A 26,634-nucleotide genomic window follows, 5' to 3' on the forward strand; every position below is an offset into this window, starting at 1 on the left:
CCGCTGCCAACTTGCTCAATTTATTATTATCTTCACTCTAACCGGTTTATTTGTGCCGAATAGATTAACTATCTATATAGGCCATAAATTTAGTAATGTCTAATGTTCTTTATGCTGCGATGACATTTATCGAGCTGCCTGTTTTGGTCGGCTCAACATCAATACGCAAAGACATTTGCTCTTTTAACTCAGAGACGTGTGAAATTAGCCCAATCGTACGTCCCATTTGCTGCAAATCAATCAATGTTTGGATGGCAAGATCAAGTGACTCAGGGTCCAAGCTACCAAACCCTTCATCAATAAATAGCGTTTCCAAGCGCACGCCACCGCTATAAGACTGAACAACATCTGAAAGGCCAAGTGCCAAAGAGAGTGCAGCCATAAAGGATTCACCACCGGAAAGTGTGGCAACATCACGCGTTTTACCGGTATAACTGTCTTCAACAATCAGATCTAAGCCACGACCAGCCGCGCCTTTGAACCCTTCGGTTTTTCTCATCAGTATGTAGCGGCCTTTACTCATGATATTTAATCGCTGTGAAGCTTGGATCAGCACATCATCCAGCAATACACCTAAGACGAATCTATGTAAGCTCACTCGGCTGCCTGTTTTACCACTGGCAACGTCGTACAGCGTACCAAAGACTTTATATTCTTGCTCTAACTTGGTGTTCTCTTGGTGAAGCTTCTCTAACTTATTCGCCACTTGAACAGCACGCTCATAAGTTGAGCGCACAGAATCTAGCTGACCGCGTACCTGAGTGTAAGCGACTTGCGATTCTTCCACGGTTTGTTCAAACGCTTCTATATTGGGTTGCTCTGCATCCGCTAAAGCTTGTTTGAGATCTGCTACAGTCTGCTCTAATTTGATGCGTGTTTGACTGTACTCATCCACTTGCTGCTGCCACTGTTGCAGCTGTTCATCACTTGCTCGAGCATTCAGATAGTTTTGTTCATCTACAAACGAAGTCGCCGTCAGTGCAGACAACCATGCTTGCTCAGTTTCCGCTGCAACTTGCTGTGCTTGCTGCTCAGCCTCTTGAAGTGTTTTTAACCGACTTTCTAACGCGGAGTAATTCACGCTCAAGGTTTGTTGCTGCTGCTTAGCACTCTCTACCTGCTTGGTAAACAGATCGATTTTCTGTGTCAGTTCGATCAGTGCTGCGTTTACAACCTCTAGGTTCGGATACTTAGGATCAATCGATTTGGAAAGCTTCTCTAATCGCTCAGCCGCATCTTTTAATTGGGCGTCGGTTGCCGTCATTTGTTGACGTAATTCGATAATTTTTGCTTCACCAGTTTCACTACGCTGGATTAGCTCTGTAACGGCTTGTTCAGATTTTGCTATATCTATCGTCGCAAACTGCCCAAGTTTGTTCTCCACCACGCACCGTTCTTGTGTCACTTGAGTAACTTCTGCCGTCGCGTTCACTCCCAACTCTGACACCATTTCGTCAATCTGCTTTTGCGACTGCTTAATCAGTGATTGATGCTGCTCTAACTTCGATTGCGCCTGATTAAAGTCGTTAAGCGCGAATCTTTCTTGCTCTCGCGCTTTTTCAACTTGTTGCTTGGTAATTTCTTCCGCTTCAAAGGCCGCTGGCGCGGGGTGTTCACAACTGCCACAAACGGGGCAAGGTTCACCTTGATTCAGCTTCTTCGCTAAAACAGCAGCCTGAGCACTGTGCCAACGCATTTCGAGCCCATCAGCTTCGACTTGTGCGGCACTAAGTATTTTCTTAGCCTTGGCCACCTCATTGGTGTGCCCTTCTAGCTGTGTAGTAAGCTGTGTATGATCGTGACGGACGCGGTTGAGCTTATTTAAGTCGTTACTGAGTCGAGTAAGGCGTGCGAGTTCCGCTTCCAGCGCTGGTTTTTCATTCAGCTCGCCTTTCAAACGCTCTAACTCTTGTTGACCTGCATTCGCTTCAGCCACCAGCTTTTCTTTGTGAGCGAGGTATTTGACGAGTGTCTCGTCTTGCTGAGCCTTGGCTTGCTTAAGTGTGGCATACTGGCTGCCTAGTTCACTTTTTTCTTGCAGCTTTGACTTGGTAATCTCCAGCTGATACTTCTGCTCGTTAAGCTGAGGGATTTGCTTTGCTTCCTGATCGGCTTTTTCCACCACTTGCGTATGCTGCTTTAGCGCCAGACCCGCTTGCTCACAGTCACGAACAAGCAACTGAATCCGGCTTTTTAGATCTTGTGCTTGTTTACGCGCATTCTGCCAACTCACGTAAGGAAGGTTAAGCTTCGCGGCACTGGTTGCGACGTCTAGCTGAGCAACAATGACTTGATTGTTCTCTTGCTGCTCTAGATGTGTTGATAACGCTTTCTTAGCGAGTTCGAGCTTACTAAACTGCTCGGCAAGCGTTTGTGCTTTCTGTAACTGCTCTTTGTTGAAATTGAGTTGCGCGAGCGCTTTCTGCTCAGCTTCTACTGTTTGAGCCAACTGCTGTTTATTGTGCTCTAATTGTTCTTCAAGCTCTTGCTCAGTTGTGACTTCCGCAACGTCTAAAGCGCCGCGAATTTGATTATCAAACTCGCCTTTCGCTTTACTGATGGCGCTCGCTTTATCTTTAAGCGCAAATTCGATCTTTTTATAGATATCGGTTTGGAATAGCTGGCCAAAGATCTCTTCTCGATCTTTTGAGCTCGCTAAGAGTAGCTCACGAAACTTACCTTGCGGCAGAACCATAACTTGCCTAAATTGGGTTTCATTCAGCCCGATAATCGTTGCCACTTCAGATTTTACTTGTGCCGTTTTGTTGGTGATCAGCGTTTCTGATTCACCTAATTGATATAGCGCTGCAGTATGCTTACGCCTTGTCGTACCCTCACCTCGCGCTTTCGGCAAGTATTGTTCTGGCGCGCGCACTACGCGATACACTTTATTATGCAGTGCAAATTCAAACTGAACTTCCGTCGGAACATCGATAGCGGCCAGATCGCAACGCATTTGCATACCCAGACGCTCGTTACTGGTGGTTTCGCCATATAACGCAAAACAGATCGCATCCAAAATAGAGGTTTTACCTGATCCTGTCGGGCCATTGATAAGGAACAAAGGGTTGCTGCCCAGGTGCGTAAAATCAATCACTTCTTTTGTTGCAAAAGGACCAAACGCTTGCATGGTGAGTTTTAGTGGCTTCATGTTCGCTCCTTACTGCTGGCTTAGCTGCTTAATAATCTGATTAAGCGCTTGTTCTTGTTCACTGCTGATTTCGCTGTTTTGCGCCTCAGAGAAAAAGTCTTTAAACATATCTAGCTCACTTCTGGCAAGCTTAGCCTGAGCCATCTCTTGCTCTACCCCCACCAACATGCCCGGTTTTTCCAAATGCAGTACGTTCGGATATACCGCTCTTAGCTTTTCCATTGGGTTTAAAATCGCGTGAGTATCCATCAAGCGAACAAGTAGGTAGTCGTCTTGTCTTGGATCGGTATGCGCAGCGTCAATAATCGCTTGCAATTCTCCTTCGATGATACGCATCTCATGCGGCGCAGTTAGCTCGATATGAGTGGACGACTTAAACCCCTTTTCGTCTAGCTCGACCAACGTCATACCTTTCTTTTGATGCTGCTCAGAGAAGCTGTATTTCATCAAAGAACCCGAATAGCGAATGTATTCTTCACCCTTTCTCTGTGGCTGGTGTAAATGCCCTAGCGCGACATAGTCAAACTCGGTGAAATGTTCATGGCTGACTCGGTCTGAACCGCCAATTGACAATGGACGTTCAGACTCAGATTCAATCGCGCCATCCACAAAACAGTGGCTTACCAGCACATTTTTATGCTCAGGCTTGAAACAGTCACGAATCTGCTGGGCTAAGAATTGATGCGCTTCATCGTGTGTGGAAACGCTCTGCTTGAAATGGTGTCTTACAATCTCCGGATCATTGTAAGGCATCCCATAAAACGCGACTGGGCCGATATCAGACTCAATCACCACAGGATTTATTATGTCGTCAAAACTAGACAGAATATGTAGCCCTGATTCACGCATTCTCCCTGAACCAAAGCCTAATCGTTGCGCGCCATCGTGGTTACCAGGGATAAGAATAATCGGAAGTTTTAGCTCACCACACACTTGGTTCACAAATTGGTTCATCACTTCTATCGCAGCGGTCGGCGGCACAGAGCGATCATACACATCTCCCGCGATGACTAATGCATCAACAGGATGGCTTTGGATGTAGCTAAGGATTTGATCGAGTACCGCTTTTTGATCGTCTAGGAGTGAGACATTGTGAAACTGGCGACCTAAGTGCCAATCCGAGGTGTGAAGAAACTTCATGCAAGCCCTATATTCTTATTATCTTTAGGCGATATATGATAAACCTCCTGCGCCTGAACCGCACTTATAAATTCACGTAAGCTGAGCAAAATAGCGCCCATTTGTTGCTTACTTTTCCACTGCTTGCTTTTCATCCCCTTCCGGACACACATCCCCATAAAATACGTATGGTTTTAGTGTGACACTTTTCACGCTTTTTATCAGTAAACGTTATTTCTAGGAATTTTTCCTAGCCGCTCTAAGCCGCTCTCTCATGTGGGAATAAGCTCGCTTGTTTAATATTCGAGTCAGTCAAATGTAGCAAGAGCACGCAGCGTAACTTCTTAACGAAACAGCGTTGTGTTTCCATAAAAATTACAAGAGAGTTCACCATGTTAAAATTCCTAGAACAGGTGCGAAAACCAACCCTCGACCTCCCAGTCGAAGCCAGAAGAAAGATGTGGTTTAAACCATTCATCCAATCTTACCTTGTGGTATTTATTGGTTATCTAACCATGTACTTGATCCGTAAAAACTTCAACGTCGCGCAAAACGACATGATCTCAACTTACGGGTTGTCTATGACGGACTTAGGTCTTATCGGCCTTGGTTTCTCTATTACTTACGGTATTGGTAAAACGGTTGTTTCATACTACGCCGATGGCAAAAACACCAAGCAATTCCTACCATTTATGCTTATCCTTTCTGGCCTTGCGATGTTGGGCTTCAGTTTCAGCATGGGTGGTGGCAGCGCAAGCCTGTTCGCGATGGTGGCGTTTTACGCGCTAAGTGGCTTCTTCCAAAGTACGGGCGGCCCTTCAAGTTACTCGACCATTACTAAATGGACGCCACGTAATAAACGCGGCTCTTACCTAGGCTTGTGGAACATGTCCCACAACGTTGGTGGTGCGGGTGCTGCGGGTGTCGCGCTATTCGGTGCAAACTACCTGTTTGATGGCCACGTGATCGGCATGTTCGTTTTCCCTTCTATTATCGCGATCATCGTTGGCTTTATTGGTATGCGTTTCGGTAACGACTCTCCTGAAGCTTACGGTCTGGGTAAAGTAGAAGAACTGTTTGATGAAGTCGTCAGTGAAGAAGATACGGCTGCTGAAGAAAACAAGATGACGAAGAAAGAGATCTTTGTAGAGTACATTCTTAAGAACAAAGTGATCTGGTTATTGTGCTTCGCCAACATCTTCCTTTACATCGTGCGTATCGGTATCGATCAGTGGTCTACGGTTTACGCATACCAAGAACTTGGCTTCTCAAAAGAAACGGCAATTTCAGGCTTTACCTTCTTCGAAGTGGGCGCGTTAGTCGGTACTTTGATGTGGGGTTACCTATCGGACTTAGCAAACGGCCGTCGTGCACTGGTTGCTTGTGTGTCACTTGGTTTGATCATTCTGTCGCTTGAGTTCTACCAACACGCCACCAGCGAGTTCATGTACTTAGCCGCGCTGTTTGTCCTTGGCTTCTTGGTGTTTGGTCCTCAGTTGCTTATCGGTGTTGCTGCAGTTGGTTTTGTTCCTAAAAAGGCAATCAGTGTGGCAGATGGCGTGAAAGGCACGTTTGCTTACCTAATCGGTGACAGCTTTGCGAAACTGGGCCTAGGTATGATTGCTGATGGCACTCCAATCTTCGGTTTAACCGGTTGGCAAGGTACATTCGCTGCGCTGGATACATCGGCCGCGATTTGTATCACGCTACTCTTATTTGTTGCCATCGCAGAAGAGAAGAAAATTCGCCAAGCGAAGAAGAAGCTTCAGCTAGCTGAAAACCAAGCTTAATTAAATGGCGCGCTTTGCCTAGGTAAAGCGCGCTAGATCATAAATTTTGGCGCTTTTATTGAGTATCATTGCAGTATTTTTTCTTTTGGCTCCGCATGGGGCTTATTGCTGTTTATGTTTCCCTCATATTTAGGTTGTTTTGATGATTAACGTTGCCCTAGTTGATGACCATGTCATTGTACGTTCCGGTTTTGCTCAATTACTGAGCTTAGAATCTGATATTACTGTTGTTGGCGAATTTAGCTCAGTCGCGGAAGCCAGGCTGGGCTTGCCTGCATCTGGCGCTCAGGTCGTGATTCTAGATATCTCTATGCAAGATGGTAGTGGCTTGGATTTACTCAGTGAGATTCCAACTGGCATTGCTTGCGTTATGTTGAGCGTGCATGACTCTTCAACCATGGTTGAAAAATCATTAGAACTCGGGGCAAAAGGCTATTTAAGCAAACGCTGCAGCCCAGATGAGCTGATCGTTGCAGTACGAACCAGTGCAGCGGGCGGCTGCTACCTGACACCGGATATCGCTCTTAAGCTTGCGACGCCTAGCAATAAAGCGACAACACTTTGCCAACTGACTCGTCGCGAGAAAGAAGTGTCTCAATTATTGGCCAATGGCTTGGACGTAAAAACCATCGCTAGTGAGCTTGGTTTAAGCCACAAAACGGTTCACGTTCACCGTGCTAATGCCATGGATAAGCTTGGCGTGAACAACAATGTAGAGCTCGCTAAATTGTTCTCGCAAGAGTCTTTTTAATGCGTTCGTATATTGTCACTTCAGTGTGCGGCGTATTCATGACCGCCTGTGCTTGGTTTTGTTTGTGGGTGATCGCCTATCACTTCGTTAACGATCCAGAAATGGCTATCTTGCTATTTCCGTTCGCCCTCAGACTTGGCATGACCTTACACACTCGTACCATTTATTGGCCTGCGATTTACCTTGCCGAGTGGAGCCTGACCTTTGCATTAGCCGTTTTGCTCGACCAGCCTCAATGGCTCACTACCTTGGTCGCGAGTGTGTTGAGTATTCCTGTCACCTTTGTAGCCAAAAAGTATTACTACGGTGATCTAAACCGCCATGTAATGATCATGGCGATCGTCATTCTTGTGACGGCGTTTTTTAATGTGGTGGCGGTCGGCTTCCATGTGCCATCGCTATATATGATTTGGCTCGCGAGTATTTCTGGTGGGCTAATGTTGGTGCCGATGTGTTATCTGTTGTGGAGCTACCTATTCCAAAGCCAATGGTCTCCGCTCACTTCTCATTTGATCAATAACACCGTGATTTTCAGAGTCCGCCATATTGTGCTCTATTCGGTACTTCTGGTTGGCAGTATCGTCATCCAGACAACCTTGCCAGAAGAGTTAAAACGTTTTGCACCCTTTTGCATGGCAATTCCAATCATTGTGTTGGCGCTACGCTATGGCTGGCAAGGTGCTCTGCTCGCGACCATGTTAAACAGCATGGCACTGATCGCGGCCCGAAGCGGAGTATCTAATTTAGAGATTACCGACCTACTCTTATCGTTGTCTGCTCAAACCATCACCGGAATCGTGCTGGGGCTCGCGGTGCAAAAACAAAAAGACCTAAACCAACAATTACGTGGTGAGTTATCTCGTAATCAAAACCTTTCGCGTCAGTTGATCGAAGCCGAAGAATCAGTAAGAAGAGACATCGCACGTGATCTCCATGATGAGATTGGTCAGAACATTACTGCGATCCGCACTCAAGCCAACATCATCAAACGAGTCGATAACATCGATATGAGTGCCCGCTGCGCGGATACGATAGAAAGCTTGTCTTTAAACGTCTACGACACCACCAAGCGCCTGCTCGCCAAGCTTCGCCCCAAAGTGCTGGATGATCTCGATTTGAGAGAATCCATTAAACAACTGACTCGTGAGATGGAGTTTTCCAAATCTGGCACGGAGGTGAGTATTGAATGGAAAGGCAACGACGCTGGCTTGAGCGACATGCTCAAAGTCACCCTATTTCGGCTTTGCCAAGAGTCTCTCAATAATGCGGCTAAATACGCGCACGCTCGCTGTATCGAAATTGAGCTGGATATCGCGCATGAGGTTTCGCTATGGATCATTGATGATGGTGTTGGCTTTAAAGCGCAAGAAACCATGCAAGGCACTGGAGTGCGAGGGATGCAGGAGCGTGTCCATGCACTTGGCGGGAAAATGGTTATTCATTCTCTGAATGAGCATGTCTCTGGAACTCAGATTCACATTACGTTACCTAAGGTGTAAAGCAGTATGTTGAAATTGTTACGCGCTAGCGAAGTGAATGTTTCACCAGTTTCTGATGAACGCGACAGCAGCCAAGTGGATCAACGTTATCGCTATTGGCGCTTGCATATCATGCTTGGCATGTACATTGGCTACGCTGGTTTTTACTTTACCCGAAAAACCTTTAATTATGCGGCACCCGCTATGATTGCCGATCTTGGCCTGGATAAAGGCGATCTAGGATTGATCGGTACCCTTTTCTATCTGGCATACGGTTGCTCTAAGTTTATTTCTGGGATTATTTCGGACCGTTCAAACCCTAGGTACTTTATGGGGATTGGCCTTATTGCAACGGGGCTAATCAACATCGCGTTTGGTTTTTCGAGCTCTTTGGCGGCCTTTATCGCGCTGTGGATTCTTAATGCTTGGTTCCAGGGCTGGGGCTGGCCATCTTGTTCTAAGCTGCTCACCACATGGTATTCACGATCTGAGCGCGGCTTTTGCTGGGCAGTTTGGAATACCGCCCATAACGTTGGAGGCGCGTTAATCCCTATCCTCGTCAGTTATTTAATCTTCCATTACAGCTGGCGCGAAGGTTTCATTATCCCTGGAATCATTGGCGTTCTTATCGGCGCTTTTGTCTGCTGTCGACTACGCGATAAACCTTCCACACAGGGTTTACCTAGTGTAGGACAATGGCGTAATGATCCACTAGAGCTGGCCCAAGAAAGCCATGGCCAAGGGTTAAGCTACCTGGAAATCCTCAAATCTTATGTATTCAGCAACAAATACATTTGGTTACTCGCGTTCAGCTATGTGCTGGTTTACATCGTTCGTACGGCGATTAACGACTGGGGCAACCTCTATTTAACCGAAGAACACAACTACAGCCTACTCAATGCCAATGCTGCACTTTCTATGTTCGAAATTGGCGGTTTTGCAGGCTCGTTGGTGGCTGGCTGGGGATCAGACAAACTCTTTGCGGGTAATCGCGGACCAATGAACTTGCTGTTTGCCAGCGGTATTTTCTTATCGGTGTCGGCACTTTGGTTGATGCCGTTAACCAACTTTGCGTTTCAAGCGGCAGGGTTATTTTCTATCGGCTTCTTTGTTTTTGGACCGCAAATGCTTATTGGCATGGCTGCAGCCGAATGTTCACACAAAGATTCTCCGGGCGCTGCAACCGGATTTGTCGGGCTTTTCGCCTATATGGGTGCAGCCTTATCTGGCTATCCATTGGCGCTGATTCTTGAAGCATACAGTTGGACGGGTTTCTTTATTACTATCTCCGTCTGTGCCGCAGTTATCGGCCTACTGCTGTTGCCTTTCTTGCAAGCGCAATCACCACGAAAACCTATCGAACCTAAACCTCGTTTGTAGACCGCTTTAATTTTCGCCATTTCGGCTAACCCGTGAGTGGGGTTGACCTCCACTCACACTCCTATTGATCACACCTTTTTTCTTCCGATTCAGTTCGGAGGGTTAACTATGGACAAAATTCATGATTTTGAACGAAATTTCATCACATTGCTTCTTTCCTATGGAAAACAAAATTCAGAATTATGCTTGGGGCAGCGCCTCTTCTATGCACGATCTGTTTGGATTTTGTAACGAGAATAATCAACCACAAGCAGAAGTTTGGATGGGCACACACCCAAATGGTTGTTCGAGTGTTTGTGTAGAACAGTACTCAATGGCACTCTCTGATCTGATTAACATCGACATGCCAGCTTACCTATCAACAAAAACGGCGGCGAAATTTGGTGACTTACCCTTCCTGTTCAAAATTTTGGCGGCAGATAGTGCGCTCTCCATTCAAGTGCATCCAAGTAAAGAAGACGCAGAAACCGGGTTTGAAAAAGAGCAACAAGCCGGTATCCCACTAGACGCTGCACACCGTAACTACAAAGATCCCAACCACAAACCAGAGCTGGTTTACGCACTAACAGATTACCAAGCAATGAACGGTTTTCGGGAATACAAAGCAATTGTCGAGGCATTTGAGGCGCTAAACATCCCCGAACTGGAAGAATTAGTGACGGCATTCAAGCAAGAGCAAAACTCGTTGGGATTGGAACAGTTCTTCAGCCAGTTACTGACTCTGGAAGATGCGCAAAAGCGCAGCGCGATTGGTAAATTAGTCGAGTTTGCCCAGCACAAAGCGGGCAATGAAATTTACGACCTGATCATCGAGCTATCCAAACAATACCCTGGAGATATTGGCCTGTTCGCGCCACTCATTTTGAATGTCATCACTCTAAAACCGGGTGAAGCGATGTTCTTAAGTGCCAGAACACCTCATGCTTACATTAAAGGCACTGGGCTAGAGATCATGGCAAATTCTGACAACGTGCTTCGAGCGGGTCTGACACCAAAACACATGGACGTCGATGAGCTGGTGAAATGCACAGACTTTGTACCAAAGCCGTTTGATAGCTTATGTTTGGCAGCCAAGACGCAAGGGTGCCAACAAGCGTACCCTATTCCTGTCTCGGATTTTAAGTTCGCTATCTTGCACCAACCTAATCGAGAGTTAGTAAACATCGAAAGTGCAGAGATACTGATGGCGATTGATGAGGATTTAACCTTAATCGGCTCCAATGGAGAAAGCCTCACCGCCACTAAAGGCCAATCCATATTTGTGCCAGCGTATGCTAATTGTTACAAGGTAACTAGCTCAGGGAGAGTCGCGCGCGCATTCAGCTAAACCACAATAATACGATGAAATAAAAAGAGCCATGCTATGACATGGCTCTTTTATCTACAAATTTACAGTTCTAAAAGTTTACTGCGCTTTGCTTTTACAAAACTCAATCGCGGTTTCCAACAGCTCTAGCGCACTTTTATCACATTCTGGTAGCGCGGCGTCGCTCTTAGAAATCGGCGTCACACGTTCGCCCCACTTAATATGCCCAGCCCCCCAAGTAAGGCCTGCACCAAATGCAGCCAGAAGTAGGTTATCACCTGGTTTTACAAAGCCTTGCTCAAGTGACTCACACAACGCAATCGGCACTGTCGCAGCAGAAGTGTTGCCGTATTTTTGGATGTTTACAAAGGCTTTTTCTTGCTCGATGCCTGACAAATCACACAAGGTTTGAATAATGCGGATATTCGCTTGGTGCGGGATCACCACATCCACTTTATCTGTCGTCAGTTCACTGCGCGCCAACACACTTTGCGCCGCTGAACCCATGCCGCGTACCGCACGCTTAAAGATCTCTTTCCCGACGAAGTTGAAATCCCAGTAGCCGTTGTCCGCAGCAAAGCGATCCATGCAAGTACCAAATTTAGGCACTGAAAGAATATCGCGCCCTGCTGAGTCACAACCTAACTGCGCATGTTGCAAACCGACCTGCTGCTCTGTTCGGCTTAGTACCACTGCACCTGACCCATCACCGAATAACACCGCAGTGTCACGTTTAGTCCAGTCGATGAAGAACGAAAGACGCTCGGCACCAATGACAACCGCGTTTCGGTAGTTACCAGCCTGAATCAGGCGAGTGGCGGTTTCCAAGCCATAAACAAAGCCAGTACAAGCCGCATTGAGATCGAATGCAGCAGCTGCTTTGATGCCTAGGTTTTGAGAAACTTTAGATGCGATATTAGGAATCAGAGAATCTGGCGAACAGGTCGCCACAATTAAAACATCCACGTCGTCTGCACTGATACCTGCACAAGCCAGTGCGTGCTGCGCGGCAACCGTTGCCATATCAGAAGTGTTTACATGGCTGATACGACGGTTCTCGATACCTGTACGAGTGCGGATCCATTCGTCTGACGTATCAAGAAACGTGCTTAAATCTTCATTAGAGAGCGTAGCTGGCGGTAGACACTTACCCCAACCGGTAATTTCTGCGTAAAAAGAAGTCATTCTGAGCCTTATACTTGTTATTTCTTATTTGAGTCACTCGACACATCAAAGTATAACGACCCTTTACCTCTAGTGTCATCTGATTGAAAATATAAACATCACACTTAAATACAAAAAAGCAGAGAAAAGTCATGTCTACATTTAATACTCGCTGTCCGTCTTGCTCAGGCGTAAACCGTGTTCCTACAGAGCGCATTTCAGAAAGCCCGAAATGCGGCAAATGCCAAGCTGCACTTTTAGACGGTGCTCCCATTGAAGGCACAGAGCTAAACCTAGACGCCATTTTGCAAAGTGATCAGCCTGTTGTTATCGATTTCTGGGCCCCATGGTGTAACCCATGTGTTGGCTTTGCCCCTGTCTTTTCTGACGTTGCCGAAGAACGCTCACAAAGCGTACGATTTGTAAAAGTAGATACAGAATCTCAGCAAAACATAGCCGCTAAATACCAGATACGCAGCATTCCAACAGTTATGGTGTTTAAAAATGGCAAAAGAGTCGATGTTATTAATGGTGCTTTGCCAAAAGGTCAATTTAATCAATGGTTAAACCAGGCTTTGACTAAGTAATACAGCCATTACTTATCTATTTTTCTTAAGCCCTAGACACTTAATTCTAGGGCTTTTTATTACACTTTTGTCACACTAAGGTCGATAAATAGTTTTTATCGTCAAGAGTAAAAGTTTTCGTTTTACCTTCTCTTCGTTTCGCTCCATATTCCTGCGCAAAACCCGTTCATTTTTATGCCAATCTAGGTAGGTTGTCGTTCGTCGGTTAAGCAGGATCAATTGCTGAAAACAGGCATGGAGTAAAGCCAGCTCGCAGTTCTTATTTACGTTGATGCTCCGTCATCAGCGTTTCTGTGTTTTCAGTGATTTGCCAACGAACCAAACAACCTGAATTTGATTGGTGTTACTTAACCTTCAACATCTTGAGGCTACGACGTTGGAAAACACCTTTGTTCCTGCTCCACGTATTTCGGTACCTGTTATCGCGCTTGCTTTGTACGCGGTTGCATCCGGCTATTTGATGAGTCTTATTCCATTAATGTTACCGCACTATGGTTTGGAATCTTCATTGGCGAGTTGGCTGGCCAGTTCATTTTATGCTGGGCTTTTAGTAGGTGCTGTAGGCATTGAGCCGCTGGTTAAAAAAATCGGCCATAAAAATGCGTTTGTGCTTTGCCTAAGCTGTTTCATTGTCACCATCATGGCATTACCAATGTTTAGTATTGCACCCGTTTGGTTAGCTTCACGCTTTGTCGCTGGTATCGCAGTAGCTGGCGTATTTGTGATTGTTGAGTCTTGGCTTTTACATGGTGATGAATCTGCCAGAGCAAAACGCCTAGGACTGTACATGGGTGCGCTTTATGGCGGAACATCGATTGGGCAACTTGGGATTGGCATCTTAGGGGTTACTGGCGGTGTCCCATTCATCGCCATTTTTACAGTGCTACTTATTGCGATCGTCGTACTGCTTTTTGGAGAGAGCGATCAGCCAGCAAGCGAAGAAAGCACCCCGCTTTCCTTTAAGCAGATCACCAAACTAAATCATGCTGCCATTATTGGCTGCTTAGTTTCCGGTTTAACGCTAGGCGCAGTGTACGGCTTAATGCCATTAGAGCTATCGCAGCGAGGTATTGGGCACGACAATCTAGGTAGCTTAATGGCGTTGGTCATCCTTGGTGGAATGGCAGTCCAACCGCTTGTGCCTTGGATGTCTAAATATTTTGGACGCATTTTCTTAATGGCTATCTACTGCTTACTTGGGGTTGCAGCCATCGCCATTATTGCAGAAGACAATGGCATTAAATCACTAGGTGCAGGGTTGTTTTTATTGGGTATGGCGGTATTTGCTCTGTACCCAATAGCCATCAACCTTGGTTGCGACAAGCTGGAAGCAAACTATATTGTCTCTGCAACGCAGGTGATGCTGTTTAGCTACAGTATTGGTTCTGTGGCGGGACCTGTGCTTGCCGACTGGTATATGACAAGCACTCAGGGATTAATGGGCTACCTATTTTCGACGCTGCTAGCGACTTGCGTATATATGCTACTTGCCAGCATCAAAACCAAACGTCAGGCGGTTGCCGGCGAGTAAATATATGGGGAGGACGCACTGTGCTCCCCATGGTTTTTTAGGGACGTTCTAGTCCTTCTTATCAGCAAGCCTTAACGCGCGATTAGACGCATTTTTAGGCGGTTTATTGGGCACTGCTTTGCGTTCTAAAATCAGGTGTCTGGCGGATAGTACTGGGTGGGGTAACAACATTCTCGGCCCTGCATAACGCATCACTGCTTTCATTGCGACTTTTGGCTCAGGCTTGTAGCAATGAATGGGGCATTTGTTGCATGTTGGTTTATCTTGGCCATATGGGCATCGGTCTAACCTTACTTCCGCATAAGCCAACAGCTCTTTGCACTCCTCGCACAAGTTGCCTTTCGTACCATGATGATCACGGCAATAGATACTCATCATCGCGCAAACAGTTTTATGCTCCGTCAGTAAATTAGCGGAAAGAATATTGCTGTGTATGTGCTTCATCGTTTGCCAGGTACCCACTGATATAACTGTAAATGGATTGTATCGCTAATCGTACCATCAGGTTAAGCGTTATTATCTTTCTCACTGCTAATCTTCTTATCACCTACACTTAACTTATTGTCGACATCGGATAGTGATACCCGGAGGCTTAGCATGCGTTCCCTGTTGCTTTTACTTTGCGTGATTTTCAATCCGATCGTTTGTGATGCCTACCCTTCCTACTCTAACCACTGGGCTCATAGAAGTGTTATCTATTTCGCGCCAAGCAACGATGAGCACGTAAAGCAATTTTTGCTTGAAACAATGATCAATGATTGTGAGTTATCTGAACGTGACATCGTCACTCTTGTTATCACAGCCGATGGATTTGCTAACCCAAGCTGGGTGAAAGAAGAGTTTAACCTGCTGAATATGTTCAAGATCTATGGCGTTCCACCCAGTAGGCATACAGCTGTATTGATAGGAAAAGATGGAACAGAAAAACTGCGCTGGGGCAAAACAACCGACTGGAAAGCCATAATGCGAATGATAGATTTGTCCCCCACTCGCGAGGCGGAAAGTTTCAAAAATTCGAGCCCTTGTACTGCTTAGAGCCAACCCATGACACTACCTCCCAAATACACGACTAATCAGACTTTCTCTGCCGATAGTGATTTACCCTATTTGTTTGGTCGTTACCTTTTAGGTCAATTTGAATACGCACGTAGTTTGGAAAACGATATTCAGGAAGATCGTGACCCTGAGTATTTGCATCAATACCGTGTATCACTTCGCCGTTGTCGTTCATTAATTAAATTACTCAAAGAACTGCTACCACCTTTTGAGGTTAGTTTAATCAGCACACATTTAGTTACTCTTATGAAACCAACTAGCCGACTACGAGATCTAGATGTCTTCTTGTTGAGCAAGAGAAACTACCTATCAGGGACAGCAAAACACAAGCGGGCGATCGAAACTTTATTCGAAGGTATTGCAAAGGAGAGAAAACAAGAGCAAGCACGTGTGAAAGCGTGGCTAAACACCCCGGACTATACTGCTACCTGCGCTTTGTTGCGAAATAGCCTTATGCGTTCAGTAGCGTCCGACTCGCTCCCTATTCAGTATTCAACCAAGTTATTTGCCAGTAATAAGATTCTCACCTACCAGAAAAAAGTGCTGAGTAAGTGTACGAAAATCAGTAAAAAAAGCCCTGATGCCGCTGTCCATAAAGTTCGTATCGAGTGTAAAAAGCTGCGTTACTTATTGGAGTACTTTGCGCCTCTGTATATCGATAACTACCACAAAAAGAACGTGGCACGACTCAAGTCACTCCAAGACAAGTTAGGGGATTTTAATGACTCATCAACTCAGTTGGCGCATTTTATCGACCTGCGTGATAAATCAGAACAGAGTAAATCGGTCAGAAAGGCGATTAACTCTCTTGTGTGTCTTACTCAGAAACAACATGAATTAGCAAGAGAGGCCGCGTTAGAAGAGATCAGAACCTTTAGAAAGCATGTGGCAAACAGTAATACTACAGCGCCCTATCTATAAAATGTGCTGATCAACGGAATTTTTCAGTGGGATATGCTTTTCAGGCCCGAAAAACAAAAATACCAGCACTAAGGGCTGGCAAATAAGTAATGGAGGCGCCTCCCGGAGTCGAACCGAGGTCCACGGATTTGCAATCCGCTGCATAGCCACTCTGCCAAGGCGCCTTACCTGATTTTTTTAACTCTATCAGAGAGAGTTTGATGGTGCCCCGGGCCGGACTTGAACCGGCACAGCGCGAACGCCGAGGGATTTTAAATCCCTTGTGTCTACCAATTCCACCACCAGGGCAACGCAATCATGCGATGGTAACACCACCTCGATACCTTATAGGGGGAGTATCGAGCTCTAACGGCCTGTGCCGTAAGAACGAGGCGTACTTTAACGGATTAAGATTTGAGGTCAATAAAAATTTTCATATTTATCAATCAAATGGACATTAAATAGCCCTTCAAGACGACTTTGCATTCAATGCGGACACAAAGCAACCAAAAAAGATTAACTACTTATAATTAATGCGCAGACATAAATTCTACTAGGACAAAAAGACTTTTCCCGTCACACGAGCACTTTCTCCAAATTGTATAAAGTGCTCTAGCTGTAACACCTGTAACACCTGTAACACCTGAGTTTACGTGTTACTTACCCCACTGATTTCTCATGTATTTTTATGTTAATCATTCCAACGCTGTTTCACTAAGTGTCCACCAATTACGCTAGCTTCATTCTGAAATATTAAAAAACCATATAAAAATCAGTCATATATAGATTGGTTTGTTTTTTGCTTTTGTATTGGCCAGTTGACGGCAGACTCAAAGACGTAAAGTGAGGTACTGATCATTCGAGGACTGCTGTCTTGGAACAAGGGCTAGAAGTTAAGATGGTGCTGATGTTAGCACAACCGATATTAGTGCAAACATAGTTGCCATCAAAAAAACCCTTTTTATCAACTTGATATGACACAAGAAGGTAAATGATGGAACGATTAATATATAGTCGGCTCACCAAAACACTCAGTATTGCTTTGGTTAGCACTGCTGCCCTGTATGGGATAACGAGTCATTCTCCCGCTCATGCTGAGGCCTATTCGCTTTCCCCTGCCGAGAAAGTTTGTATGGCCGACGCTTATCTGTTAGAGCCGGGGAACTCACTGCCTCAGGATGCATTAAACTGTACCGCCAACGACGTTGAAATTACCAAGGTGATACCATTAGATCCGAATGCGGAATGTTCACCAGGTAAGATATTTTCATTTCAAGCAGATGTCACCATTCGTACCAATGCGAATGAACGTTACGATACGACTTTCTACCTCCCTTTAACTGAAGATAGCCCGCAGATTGTGCAAGACGGTGGAAGAAACTGTAGCATGATTTTACCTGTACCTGGCGGCAGTGGAGAAACAGCAGACGTCGACCTTGACGGCGACGCTTGTGGTGATATCACCAAGGCCTTGGGACCAGATGAGTACACGCTGACCAACGAAACCATCACAATGCTGTGTACCGATGAAGATAATGACAATCGTGCAGACTTCACTTATTGTGCCGCTTGGGATAATCAAGAGCGTGATAACTGTACAATTGCAGAAGATCCTTATCCGGGCCAAATCCCGAACACTAAGTCTAAATGTAATTGTGACACCTTTAATATTGATGTATTCATCAAACCCGATCCTCCAGCAATTACCAAAACACTTAAGACTACCAACACATTACCAGAACCAGGGGGTGAATTTACTTACTCAGTGAGCTTCACTAACGACAACTCAACTTCACTGTTTATCACATCGCTAACTGATGAATTTGATATCGGTGCAGACGGTCTTTACAGTGAAGAATCTCTGAACCTATGGGGTTCTACCACAACGGTGACTTCAGCTACACCTGACGGAATCTATCTGACAGACACCGAGTGTATGCAGCCCGCGGACATAGGTAATGGTGCTGGCGAAATTCCTCCATCTAGTACCTACAGCTGTGAATTTACGATACACGTCGTCGCTAGTGATTTGCCAAACATCACCGATCCTATGATTGCAGCGCCATTACTTATCGACGACGTCGTGGCACTGAGTCTACTAGATAAAAATGGTGACGATGTGCTCAATGGTGAAACTTGCCCAATGGGGCTTGGTGGTGTAGCGGGTCGATTCTGTAGTAATAAGCAGTCTGTAGAGATCACCAATTTACCACCTGAAATTAGTGTTTCTAAAACTGCCGACCCAACTTCCGTTTTAGAACCAGGTGATGAGGTTGAGTTTACTGTGACTGTCACTAACGATGCGGCAGCCAATGAAACGTGGGACTCACCTCTAACATTAACCAGCCTAACAGATACTGACTTTAACTTACTCAGTGTTGGTGGAGCAGTAACAGCGACAACCTGTAATACCGGCGTTACGATTGCAGCAGGTAGCGATTATACTTGTACATTCACTGCGCTTATAGAAGGGGATTTTGGTGATACAGCGCACTCCAACACCGTCACTGCGGTAGCGACAGACGATGAGAACGATACTGATACAGCGATGAACAGTGCCACTGTCAGCTTCTCTGATGTACCGTCCGTTATTGCACTGATCAAAACAGCTGGCGGCGAGGCAGATGGTGTAACCCACCAAGTGCCAGAAACCGGTGATAGTGGCAACTTTGAAGATGTCGTTTACAAGTTTGAGTTCAGTGTGGATGGAAGCAGTGTGGATAACGTTACCTTCGACACTTTAGAAGATGTGGTTGACCCAGATGGCGCTGCGACATTTACAGACCTAACCTCACAATGTGATGTCGACTCCAAAAATGGTGCCCCTCTTGTCCCTACTGTGCCACTTGGCGACGGGGTTGAGCTGATGCCAGGAGAATACGCAAGCTGTGAAATTACTTTGCAAGTTCAAGGTAATGCCGGTGAAACACTCACCAATATGGCCACAATCCGAGGTATTGACTCTGATGGCGCAATGAAAGATGCCAGTGACCCTGCCGACGTCGAGTTCCTCGATGTACCGCTGCAGATCACTCCTGAAATTGCTCTTAAAGCCAGAGTGTTTGTACGCTTGCCAAATAACGGTGTCGATGATGTAACTATCGCAGCACTGAAAATTGGTGGTGTTAACCTGGTAGACGGTGGTGGTGTTCCTGGAGCATTTGATATTCTCAACGAAACCGGGCTTGGCTTTGGACCTTACGGTGCCGCTGACGGACCATACTCGTTCTGTTCTGCTAGTGCAGTTATCTCGCAAGGGTCGACGCTTGAGTGCGGCTTTACGATCAAACTGTACCCAGGATTTGCTACCGGTATTACTGATCCAGACATCAACCAGTTGTTTACTGGCCCGAACGGCTTAATCTTCTCGCTGGACGATGGCGATTCCGCTCCAGTCGATACACAGGTTGAAATGATCTTTGTTACGAATGAGCCTTAAAGCATTGTCTAGCATGCAATAACCCATTCTGATACAAAGTAAAACTAAAGGACGATTAGTTAACTCATCGTCCTTTAATTATTATACCTTCAATATAAGACCATACTTAAAACGATCAGTGACGATATTAGTTTACCTACTCTTTGGGTGTAAGAGGAACTCGGGGATTTACCAGCCTTGTTTGATCAAAAACTTTCAGAAGAAACAAAACCATAATTTTTATTTCACAGGACAAACATAAAAGAGGCAATGGATATACAACATTGCCTCTTTTATTGTGGTTTATATAACCTTTAACTAGCTCAGGTATCGACTATTTTTTACCTTTACCCTTGTTACCACCGCCGCTCTCAGAGCCACTCATGCTGATAGAGACGGTTGCTGTCGCCGTTTTATCCCCATCACTGATGGAATAAGTAAACGTATCGCTGTTCTTAAAGCTTTTAGCTGGCGTATAAAGCAGTTGTCCATCCGCGGTAATTTGAACCGACCCTTTAGCTCCCTGAGTCACGCTGACAATGGACAACGTATCCCCTTCGGGATCGCTATCGTTGGCCAGGACATTGATCAACATAGCGTTCTTAGAAGACAACGTTATCGCATCGTTCACTGCTACTGGTGATGTATTCACTGCACTAGCAACAACGTAGGTGGCCGTTCCACTACTGATTAAGTTAGTTTGTTCAGTATTTTGCGCTTTGATAATAACGTTATACATACCCTCTGGCGCTGTCGTTGCCGAAGTTACGTTAAGCCATAACGTCGCACTCTGGCCTGGATTCAGGGTCACGTTGCTGTTTGTCGCACTCCAGCCCGCAGGCAACTCAGCGAACACATTGAAGGTTGTTGCCGCGCAGTCTGATTTATCCTGATTGGTGACCGTCACATTATAAGCTACGGACGTACCAGCTGCGACCTCACCTGAGGTCGACGAGATTGCCATTCGAGGAGCCACTGAGTTGCAAACCAGCTCTGTAGCCGCCACCGAATAACGCTCTTCAGCACTACTACGATAGCTGATGTCCGCCGTATTAAATGCATTCACATTTACGGGATAAACCCCTTCTGAAGCGTCAATAGAGGATGTTACATTTAGCTTCACAGACGCCTTCCCACCCGGTTCTAACGTAACCGTATTGCTATCTGCAGTCCAACCGTCAGGCACGTTGGCAATGACATCGACAACCGCAGCATCACAAGTCTCACTGTCCTGACTGGTCAACGTAGCGGTGTAACTCACTGTTGTGCCTGGCGCAACTTCACCACTTTGGTTTGCCGTTAGCGCCAATACAGGGTTTGCCAACAAACACACCTCCATAGGAGCTTCAACCGTATAGTTTGCCGTCACTTGATTAAGATAACGGCTGTCAGCTCCGTTGACCGCCTGAATGGCGATATCGTATGCGCCGTCTGCTGCCATTTCGCTCGACGTGATACTCACCGTAGTCGTGCCACTGATTCCCGGAGCCAGGCTCAATGTGGCATTGCTAGCAGTCCAACCAGCCGGTACATTAGCCGACACATTGAAACCTGAAGCTGGACATCCATTGCCATCATTGTTTTTCACTGTCACGTTGTAACTGACGGTACTTCCTGCTACCCCACTAACTACTGTGTTCGGTGCCAGTGTCACTGTAGGATTGCTCTGTGCACAGGTTTGTGCCGAAAAGCTGACATGCACACTTGCACCCGTACTATTTGCCCACTCAGTGGTAATCGTGACGCCAGCTTCAGGATCGGTATAACTGCTACCGACAGGCAGTGCAGCATCATCCATATCGACCCAAGAGCTAGACGGTGTCATATCCAGTAACTGAGAGCCTTTGGTATTCGCTTCTGATGCAACACGGAATACCACACCATTGGTAATACCATCTTTGCCTTCTAGAAAGCTGTCAAATCCTATCGGCTGACGATACTCAATATAATACCAGCTAGGTTCACCCGTGACAGAATCCGTACCACGTCTGACTTTCAGACTTTTCAACGTCCCCACCGCCGTCGACTCGTATGGCGCAAGTTGATAACTGCCGTCGCTATCCGCAACAACTATCTCGCTCTCGCTACGACTTATCCACCCCAACAGCTCTTTGTTGTACGCACCATAATGCCCTTTAACGCCAGCCGCTCCCATGATGTCTAGGGTATCTCCGTATGTAACCGAAACACAGTTATCACCAATAACATCATCACCACAATCCAGCTTTTCAGCATGGTGCAATCCAAAGTTATGACCCAACTCGTGACCAATCGTGTTCAAGGTAAGAGCTCCATTTATCCAAGCTCTTGATTGAGTGCCGCCCAGAGTTCCCTTTCCAGTCCAGCCACAACTGGCTACCTTCGGAAACACATAAATCAGTCGGCTATAATTACTCAAATCAATACCGTCTTCTTCGGCATACTGACGGGCATAACGATCAATACTGCTCGAGTCACAGGTTGTAGAGTCCATTGGCAACGTGTTGTAACCATGTACATCACCGTTCAACCAAGTCTGACCACTCGAGTTTTCTTTCACGAATTGATTGACGGTTCCAAAGACCATGCTTTTGACTTCATCAATGCTCCACGGCTGTTGTACATTATCTTGAAAATTGACAAGCAAAACTAACGTACGTTGCTCCCCTTTAGTATTAGATAAGGAAGAAGTACTTACAGCAGAAGTTGGCGATGTTTCTGTACTATCTTGTGCCAGAATCGTTAAACCATCCTTCTCATTTGTGACTAACAGAGAATCTGGTGATTCAGTGGTGCTTTTAAATTTCCAGACACGAGCACGAACTTTACTGCCCGTTTTAAACGCTTTGTTCTTCACGTCTTGTGCCATGTTTAGCTCAATACGACCGTTTGCTGTTTTCAATACATGACGCAGACGACTCTTACTGTGATCTTCATAGTCTTCATAAAAGACTTCCAACTCACCTTCAAGCTCCTGTTTTTGCTCCAGTAACGCCTGTACTTCCTCGGGCATTTCGTTACGCTGTTTTTTTGTCATAACAACACTAGATACAGAAGCAGGATCTGCTTGTGCAAGTTCAGACAAAAGAGACTGACGTTCTTTTACGAGAGAAACCATCTGGTTAAGATAGTTTGCTTTGCTTTTATCTTTTGCACTAAGGTAGTGAGCGAGAGCTTTCGTTAGTGCTTTGGTATTATCCAAAGCACTTTGGCGCTTCTCTGACGCAATACCCAAACCAGACTTTGATTGACTATTGTTCTGCTCTGCGGGGTGTTCATGCGTAAAGATCGCATCTTGAGATACCGCTGATGTATTGAACAAAAGTGTCGATGTTCCTAGAAGGAGTACAGTGGAGAATTTAAAAGCATTGGTTTTTAATATTTTTGATTGTGAGAGAATATTAAGCATACTTAAATTTTTCAGATTTATTTAATTTGGAATTTCAAATTCAATCCAGAACTAAATAGCAACCATAGAAAGCTGCTGGTTTATCAACCAGAAAGAAATTTTCGTTGTTTAGGTTAAGAAAAACTATCTAAAAATTACGTTTCAATTTTGATTACGGATGTTAAAAATAGAGAAACTTTTAATTATTATCATTTTTAAATATAAGCACTACTAACATTAACGTATAAAAGCTTATAGTTAGCCTTCATAAATGCAGCTAACTCAATATCCTGTATAGATGACTTTTATTTGTTGTAGCAGAGCTTTGAGGCCAAAAATACTATCAAAGTATTAGATTAAATTTCAACCAATCTGATGAAAAATTCTCAAATAAAAATAAACCAATTTATAATCATAGACTTAAAACAAGCCTTTTAAATATATGCAACCATGATTGTATTAGAGTTAATGTTTAATTAATCTCAGACTTAATCCTTTTATATTAGTCACTTGTCATAACGATGACCTTGCCCTGACAAATTCAAAAAATCAAATGTCCCTCAACTCATAATACCCACCTAGTATCATAATGTAACTATTACTCTATCGTTAAAGGAATATAAAGACCGACGATAAACAATTAAATAATTTACAATATCCATTTAATACTCATAATAAATAAAAAGGCAGCCAATATAGCTGCCTTTAATTTAATTTTTTACGGTATTATTAAGTTTATTTTTTCTCTTTAGCTAATTCATTTAATAGTGATTCAAAGACTGGATACCGTTGAGCGCCTACAACAATTCGAGGTTCGACGAGTTGATTGTTTTCGACACGGCCGATAAGAAAACTTGGCGTGCCACGTACGCCTAGAGATTTGCCTAACGCTAAATCTTTCTCCACTTTTTCGGCAACAGCCTTATCCTTTAAGCAATTCGAGAATTGTTCCATATTCAATGACAAATCTGTAGCAGCTGTTTGGAAGAACTCTTCGCTCAACTGTTTTATGTTACCGAACATCATGTCTCGCATTGGCCAATATGCACCTTGTTTGAAACTACACATGGCGGCGATTGCTGCGGGTTTAGCCTGCGGATGGAAGTTAAGTGGAAAATCTCGCGCGACATATTGAACTTTCCCAGTATCAATATAATTTTCTTTGATCTGTTTGAAAGCATTATCCGTATAGCGTTTGCAGTAAGGGCATTGAAAATCAGAAAACTCGACAATTGCGATTTTGGCTTCACTACTGCCTAATATTGGAAGGTTTCCATTTTCTGTAAAGTTAGGCTGATTTGGTAGGGTTTTAGGTTGTTTCTTTGGTGGTTTTAATGCGAGTTCTTTCACCTCTTCTATATCGCCTTCAATCTTCCCTACCGCTTTGGAAAGTTGGCTCATTTCCTGTTTTAATGATTCTATCTCTAACTTTAAGTTATCCGTATCTTCTGACTCACAACCAACGATAAACTGAAGTAAAACTAGCGGAACTAATATTTTTCCCATATGTTTTAACATTTTACGCTCCCATTATGAAATAGCGTGGATATAGCCCAATTCATATCTTTTGCGTTCAAATCTACGGAATAATTCCATTCAACATCTATCGAATAGAAAGCTTACAACCACAAATCAAACTCTTAATATTAAGTAGGTTCAAATACAAAAAACACTTCCATTTTTTCAAGTATTGTAAAGGGGTTGTTGTTAGTCAATTTAGGGAGCTATAGAGATAATATAACTTCACATGAGGAGTGTTAAAGCAACTCCAGCCAGATTCACAAGCACACCCACTAGCAATGCAACTGATGGAGTACTGGTCTTACCTTTCTGAAATTATTGACAAAATTTATTTTGATCCAAATTGCATATAGCTATCGAAAAACCACTGGATAAGTGGTAGTTTACATAGATTGCATAAAAATATGGACCAATATCACATATTGGAGCTATAGGGACATAGCTTAATTTACCTGCACAACATAAAAACAAGGTATGTCACGAATGTTTATCAAGAATTTGTCTATTGCGAAGAAGATCGCCCTCTCCTTTTTGATCATCGCTATCATCAATATTGCTTTTGGCGCATTCCTCTCTACAGAGCTAAAAAGCATAAAATCCGAACTACTCAATTATACGGATGACACCCTACCTGCAATGGAGAGAGTGGATGCCATTCGTGATGATTTATCCCGCTGGCGCCGCTCACAGTTTGCTGCTTACACCTTTGAAGGTGAAGATAAGATAAAAAATAAAATCGCGAGCAACATCCGCGAGCGAGACAAGATCACGCAAGAGCTCGTGTCATACGGAAAAACAGTTTGGCCAGGCAAAGAGCAACAAACTTACCAGCGTGTCATGAAGAACTGGGAAAGCTACTTGGTGACAATGGACCAGTTCAATAACGCGATGCTGGCCAACGATAAAACAAAAGCGTTCCCAGTATTAGAAAGATCCCTGCCGGCTTTCCAAGCAGTGGATGCCGATTTGTACGAGCTAGTAAAAATGCTGAAACAAGCGATGGATAGCAACAAAAACCACATCCTTTCATCTGTGAATGGTCTGAGCAACTCCTCTATTGCAAGCAATATCACTATTTTGTTGATCATGGTTACCATGACTTATGTATTAACTCGTCTCATTTGCGGCCCGCTAAAACTGGTCGTTGAACAGGCAAACGCTATTGCGACTGGCGACCTGTCAAACACTATTGACCGTAAAGCCATCGGGAATGATGAACTCGGTGATTTGGCTGATGCTACCACTAAGATGCAAGACGACTTACGCCAGGTTATCGACAATGTAATCGCAGCAGTCACTCAGCTAAGCAGCGCGGTAGAAGAGATGACACAGATCTCAGACATGTCTGCATCTGGAATGAAAGATCAGCAGCAGCAAATCACGCATATCGCCACTGCAATGACAGAAATGAAAGCAACTGTCGCTGATGTTGCACGCAATACCGAAGAGTCTGCAAGCCAGGCCAATGAAGCAAACAAACGCACACAACATGGCGTTCGCGAAACTCAAAGCATGGTAGACACCATTGAGCAAGTATCAGTCGTGATTGGTACTGCCGGTGATACGGTTTCTGAGCTTGAAGAGCAATCCAACAAGATCAATGTCATTGTTGATGTGATTCGCGACATTGCCGATCAAACCAACCTACTCGCTCTAAACGCAGCTATTGAAGCAGCGCGTGCGGGAGAGTCAGGCCGTGGTTTTGCTGTGGTTGCTGATGAAGTAAGAACACTTGCTGGCCGCACACAGGATTCCACCAGCGAGATCACGTCTATCATTGAGCAGCTACAATCACTGGCGAAAGATGCGAAATCAGCAACTGAACTGTCACGAAGCAGCATTTCAGGCTGTGCCGAAAAAGGTATCCAGTCAAAACAGTTGATGAGCGACATTGAACACTCTATTGCTGACATTTCAGACATGGGCAGCCAAATCGCGACCGCTTGTAATCAGCAAGATTCAGTTGCTGAAGAGCTGAACCGTAGTATTGAAAACATTCACTTGGCATCTCAAGAAGTCGCCCAAGGTTCAGATCAAACCACTCAAGCTTGTCGCGAGCTAAGCCAACTTTCTGTCTCACTTCAAGAAGTGATGGGTCGATTTAAACTCAATTAA

17 protein-coding genes and 2 tRNA genes are annotated in these 26,634 nt (G+C 44.9%); 11 read left to right on the forward strand and 8 right to left on the reverse strand.

Annotated features, from left to right (window positions below; genetic code table 11):
• Positions 1–109 precede the first annotated feature (109 nt).
• Both VNE01S_RS15665 and VNE01S_RS15670 read right to left on the reverse strand, forming a co-directional pair.
• Positions 110–3,151, reverse strand: a complete 3,042-nt coding sequence (locus tag VNE01S_RS15665; RefSeq protein WP_053394654.1) for an AAA family ATPase — start codon at positions 3,149–3,151, stop codon at positions 110–112.
• A gap of 9 nt (positions 3,152–3,160) precedes the next feature.
• Positions 3,161–4,291, reverse strand: coding sequence for an exonuclease SbcCD subunit D (locus VNE01S_RS15670; protein WP_053394653.1), 1,131 nt, complete (start codon positions 4,289–4,291; stop codon positions 3,161–3,163).
• A 371-nt stretch (positions 4,292–4,662) separates the two neighbouring features.
• On the opposite strand from VNE01S_RS15670, the gene uhpT reads away from it, so the two are divergent.
• The 5 genes from uhpT (at position 4,663) to manA (ending at position 10,996) form a co-directional block, all read left to right on the forward strand.
• Entirely contained in the window at positions 4,663–6,060 is a 1,398-nt protein-coding gene (gene uhpT, locus VNE01S_RS15675) for a hexose-6-phosphate:phosphate antiporter UhpT (protein WP_053394652.1), read from the forward strand.
• 142 nt (positions 6,061–6,202) lie between these two features.
• Positions 6,203–6,811 carry a response regulator transcription factor UhpA gene (gene uhpA / locus VNE01S_RS15680; RefSeq protein WP_053394651.1) on the forward strand — a complete coding sequence of 203 codons (609 nt, stop codon included), beginning with the start codon at positions 6,203–6,205 and terminating at the stop codon, positions 6,809–6,811.
• Complete coding sequence (gene uhpB, locus VNE01S_RS15685) at positions 6,811–8,310, forward strand: signal transduction histidine-protein kinase/phosphatase UhpB (RefSeq protein WP_053394650.1); 1,500 nt, start codon at positions 6,811–6,813, stop codon at positions 8,308–8,310. The genes uhpA and uhpB overlap by 1 nt, the downstream gene beginning before the upstream one ends.
• A 6-nt stretch (positions 8,311–8,316) precedes the next feature.
• Positions 8,317–9,669, forward strand: a complete 1,353-nt coding sequence (locus tag VNE01S_RS15690; protein ID WP_053394649.1) for an MFS transporter — start codon at positions 8,317–8,319, stop codon at positions 9,667–9,669.
• A 121-nt stretch (positions 9,670–9,790) separates the two neighbouring features.
• Positions 9,791–10,996, forward strand: a complete 1,206-nt coding sequence (gene manA / locus VNE01S_RS15695; RefSeq protein ID WP_053394648.1) for a mannose-6-phosphate isomerase, class I — start codon at positions 9,791–9,793, stop codon at positions 10,994–10,996.
• A 78-nt stretch (positions 10,997–11,074) separates the two neighbouring features.
• Here the strand turns inward: manA and VNE01S_RS15700 are convergent, their stop codons facing one another.
• Positions 11,075–12,160 (reverse strand): ketoacyl-ACP synthase III, encoded by a 1,086-nt coding sequence (locus VNE01S_RS15700; protein WP_053394647.1) that lies wholly within the window; start codon positions 12,158–12,160, stop codon positions 11,075–11,077.
• Between the two features lie 131 nt (positions 12,161–12,291).
• Here VNE01S_RS15700 and trxC point away from each other — a divergent pair, with 131 nt between their 5' ends.
• Positions 12,292–12,726 carry a thioredoxin TrxC gene (gene trxC / locus VNE01S_RS15705; RefSeq protein ID WP_053394646.1) on the forward strand — a complete coding sequence of 145 codons (435 nt, stop codon included), beginning with the start codon at positions 12,292–12,294 and terminating at the stop codon, positions 12,724–12,726.
• Between the two features lie 376 nt (positions 12,727–13,102).
• Positions 13,103–14,257 carry an MFS transporter gene (locus VNE01S_RS15710; protein WP_053395101.1) on the forward strand — a complete coding sequence of 385 codons (1,155 nt, stop codon included), beginning with the start codon at positions 13,103–13,105 and terminating at the stop codon, positions 14,255–14,257.
• Between the two features lie 48 nt (positions 14,258–14,305).
• Here the strand turns inward: VNE01S_RS15710 and VNE01S_RS15715 are convergent, their stop codons facing one another.
• Complete coding sequence (locus VNE01S_RS15715; RefSeq protein WP_053394645.1) at positions 14,306–14,701, reverse strand: nitrous oxide-stimulated promoter family protein; 396 nt, start codon at positions 14,699–14,701, stop codon at positions 14,306–14,308.
• Positions 14,702–14,854: 153 nt separating this feature from the next.
• On the opposite strand from VNE01S_RS15715, the gene VNE01S_RS15720 reads away from it, so the two are divergent.
• Together VNE01S_RS15720 and VNE01S_RS15725 are read left to right on the forward strand one after the other, a co-directional pair.
• Positions 14,855–15,292: a DUF4174 domain-containing protein gene (locus VNE01S_RS15720; RefSeq protein ID WP_053394644.1), complete on the forward strand. Its 438-nt coding sequence runs from the start codon at positions 14,855–14,857 to the stop codon at positions 15,290–15,292.
• 9 nt (positions 15,293–15,301) lie between these two features.
• Entirely contained in the window at positions 15,302–16,234 is a 933-nt protein-coding gene (locus VNE01S_RS15725) for a CHAD domain-containing protein (protein WP_053394643.1), read from the forward strand.
• Between the two features lie 90 nt (positions 16,235–16,324).
• On the opposite strand, the gene VNE01S_RS15730 is transcribed toward VNE01S_RS15725, so the two are convergent.
• Positions 16,325–16,398 (reverse strand) — tRNA-Cys (locus VNE01S_RS15730).
• A 37-nt stretch (positions 16,399–16,435) separates the two neighbouring features.
• A tRNA-Leu gene (locus VNE01S_RS15735) sits at positions 16,436–16,522 on the reverse strand.
• A gap of 682 nt (positions 16,523–17,204) precedes the next feature.
• On the opposite strand from VNE01S_RS15735, the gene VNE01S_RS15740 reads away from it, so the two are divergent.
• Positions 17,205–19,652, forward strand: coding sequence for a DUF11 domain-containing protein (locus VNE01S_RS15740; RefSeq protein WP_053394642.1), 2,448 nt, complete (start codon positions 17,205–17,207; stop codon positions 19,650–19,652).
• 313 nt (positions 19,653–19,965) lie between these two features.
• On the opposite strand, the gene VNE01S_RS15745 is transcribed toward VNE01S_RS15740, so the two are convergent.
• A complete protein-coding gene (locus VNE01S_RS15745) occupies positions 19,966–22,932 on the reverse strand; it encodes an Ig-like domain-containing protein (RefSeq protein ID WP_053394641.1) in 2,967 nt (988 codons plus the stop codon).
• A gap of 801 nt (positions 22,933–23,733) precedes the next feature.
• Positions 23,734–24,516, reverse strand: coding sequence for a DsbA family protein (locus VNE01S_RS15750; protein WP_053394640.1), 783 nt, complete (start codon positions 24,514–24,516; stop codon positions 23,734–23,736).
• Between the two features lie 486 nt (positions 24,517–25,002).
• Here VNE01S_RS15750 and VNE01S_RS15755 point away from each other — a divergent pair, with 486 nt between their 5' ends.
• Positions 25,003–26,634: a methyl-accepting chemotaxis protein gene (locus tag VNE01S_RS15755; protein WP_053394639.1), complete on the forward strand. Its 1,632-nt coding sequence runs from the start codon at positions 25,003–25,005 to the stop codon at positions 26,632–26,634.

It is taken from the genome of Vibrio nereis NBRC 15637, assembly GCF_001591105.1.
GTDB classification, from domain to species: Bacteria; Pseudomonadota; Gammaproteobacteria; order Enterobacterales; family Vibrionaceae; genus Vibrio; species Vibrio nereis.

Bases quoted from the DNA above. Each gene is read 5' to 3' on its own strand.
- VNE01S_RS15665 (WP_053394654.1), bottom strand. From the start codon at position 3,151: ATGAAGCCACTAAAACTCACCATGCAAGCGTTTGGTCCTTTTGCAACA.
- VNE01S_RS15670 (WP_053394653.1), bottom strand. From the start codon at position 4,291: ATGAAGTTTCTTCACACCTCGGATTGGCACTTAGGTCGCCAGTTTCAC.
- uhpT (WP_053394652.1), top strand. From the start codon at position 4,663: ATGTTAAAATTCCTAGAACAGGTGCGAAAACCAACCCTCGACCTCCCA.
- uhpA (WP_053394651.1), top strand. From the start codon at position 6,203: ATGATTAACGTTGCCCTAGTTGATGACCATGTCATTGTACGTTCCGGT.
- uhpB (WP_053394650.1), top strand. From the start codon at position 6,811: ATGCGTTCGTATATTGTCACTTCAGTGTGCGGCGTATTCATGACCGCC.
- VNE01S_RS15690 (WP_053394649.1), top strand. From the start codon at position 8,317: ATGTTGAAATTGTTACGCGCTAGCGAAGTGAATGTTTCACCAGTTTCT.
- manA (WP_053394648.1), top strand. From the start codon at position 9,791: ATGATTTTGAACGAAATTTCATCACATTGCTTCTTTCCTATGGAAAAC.
- VNE01S_RS15700 (WP_053394647.1), bottom strand. From the start codon at position 12,160: ATGACTTCTTTTTACGCAGAAATTACCGGTTGGGGTAAGTGTCTACCG.
- trxC (WP_053394646.1), top strand. From the start codon at position 12,292: ATGTCTACATTTAATACTCGCTGTCCGTCTTGCTCAGGCGTAAACCGT.
- VNE01S_RS15715 (WP_053394645.1), bottom strand. From the start codon at position 14,701: ATGAAGCACATACACAGCAATATTCTTTCCGCTAATTTACTGACGGAG.
- VNE01S_RS15720 (WP_053394644.1), top strand. From the start codon at position 14,855: ATGCGTTCCCTGTTGCTTTTACTTTGCGTGATTTTCAATCCGATCGTT.
- VNE01S_RS15725 (WP_053394643.1), top strand. From the start codon at position 15,302: ATGACACTACCTCCCAAATACACGACTAATCAGACTTTCTCTGCCGAT.
- VNE01S_RS15740 (WP_053394642.1), top strand. From the start codon at position 17,205: ATGATGGAACGATTAATATATAGTCGGCTCACCAAAACACTCAGTATT.
- VNE01S_RS15750 (WP_053394640.1), bottom strand. From the start codon at position 24,516: ATGTTAAAACATATGGGAAAAATATTAGTTCCGCTAGTTTTACTTCAG.
- VNE01S_RS15755 (WP_053394639.1), top strand. From the start codon at position 25,003: ATGTTTATCAAGAATTTGTCTATTGCGAAGAAGATCGCCCTCTCCTTT.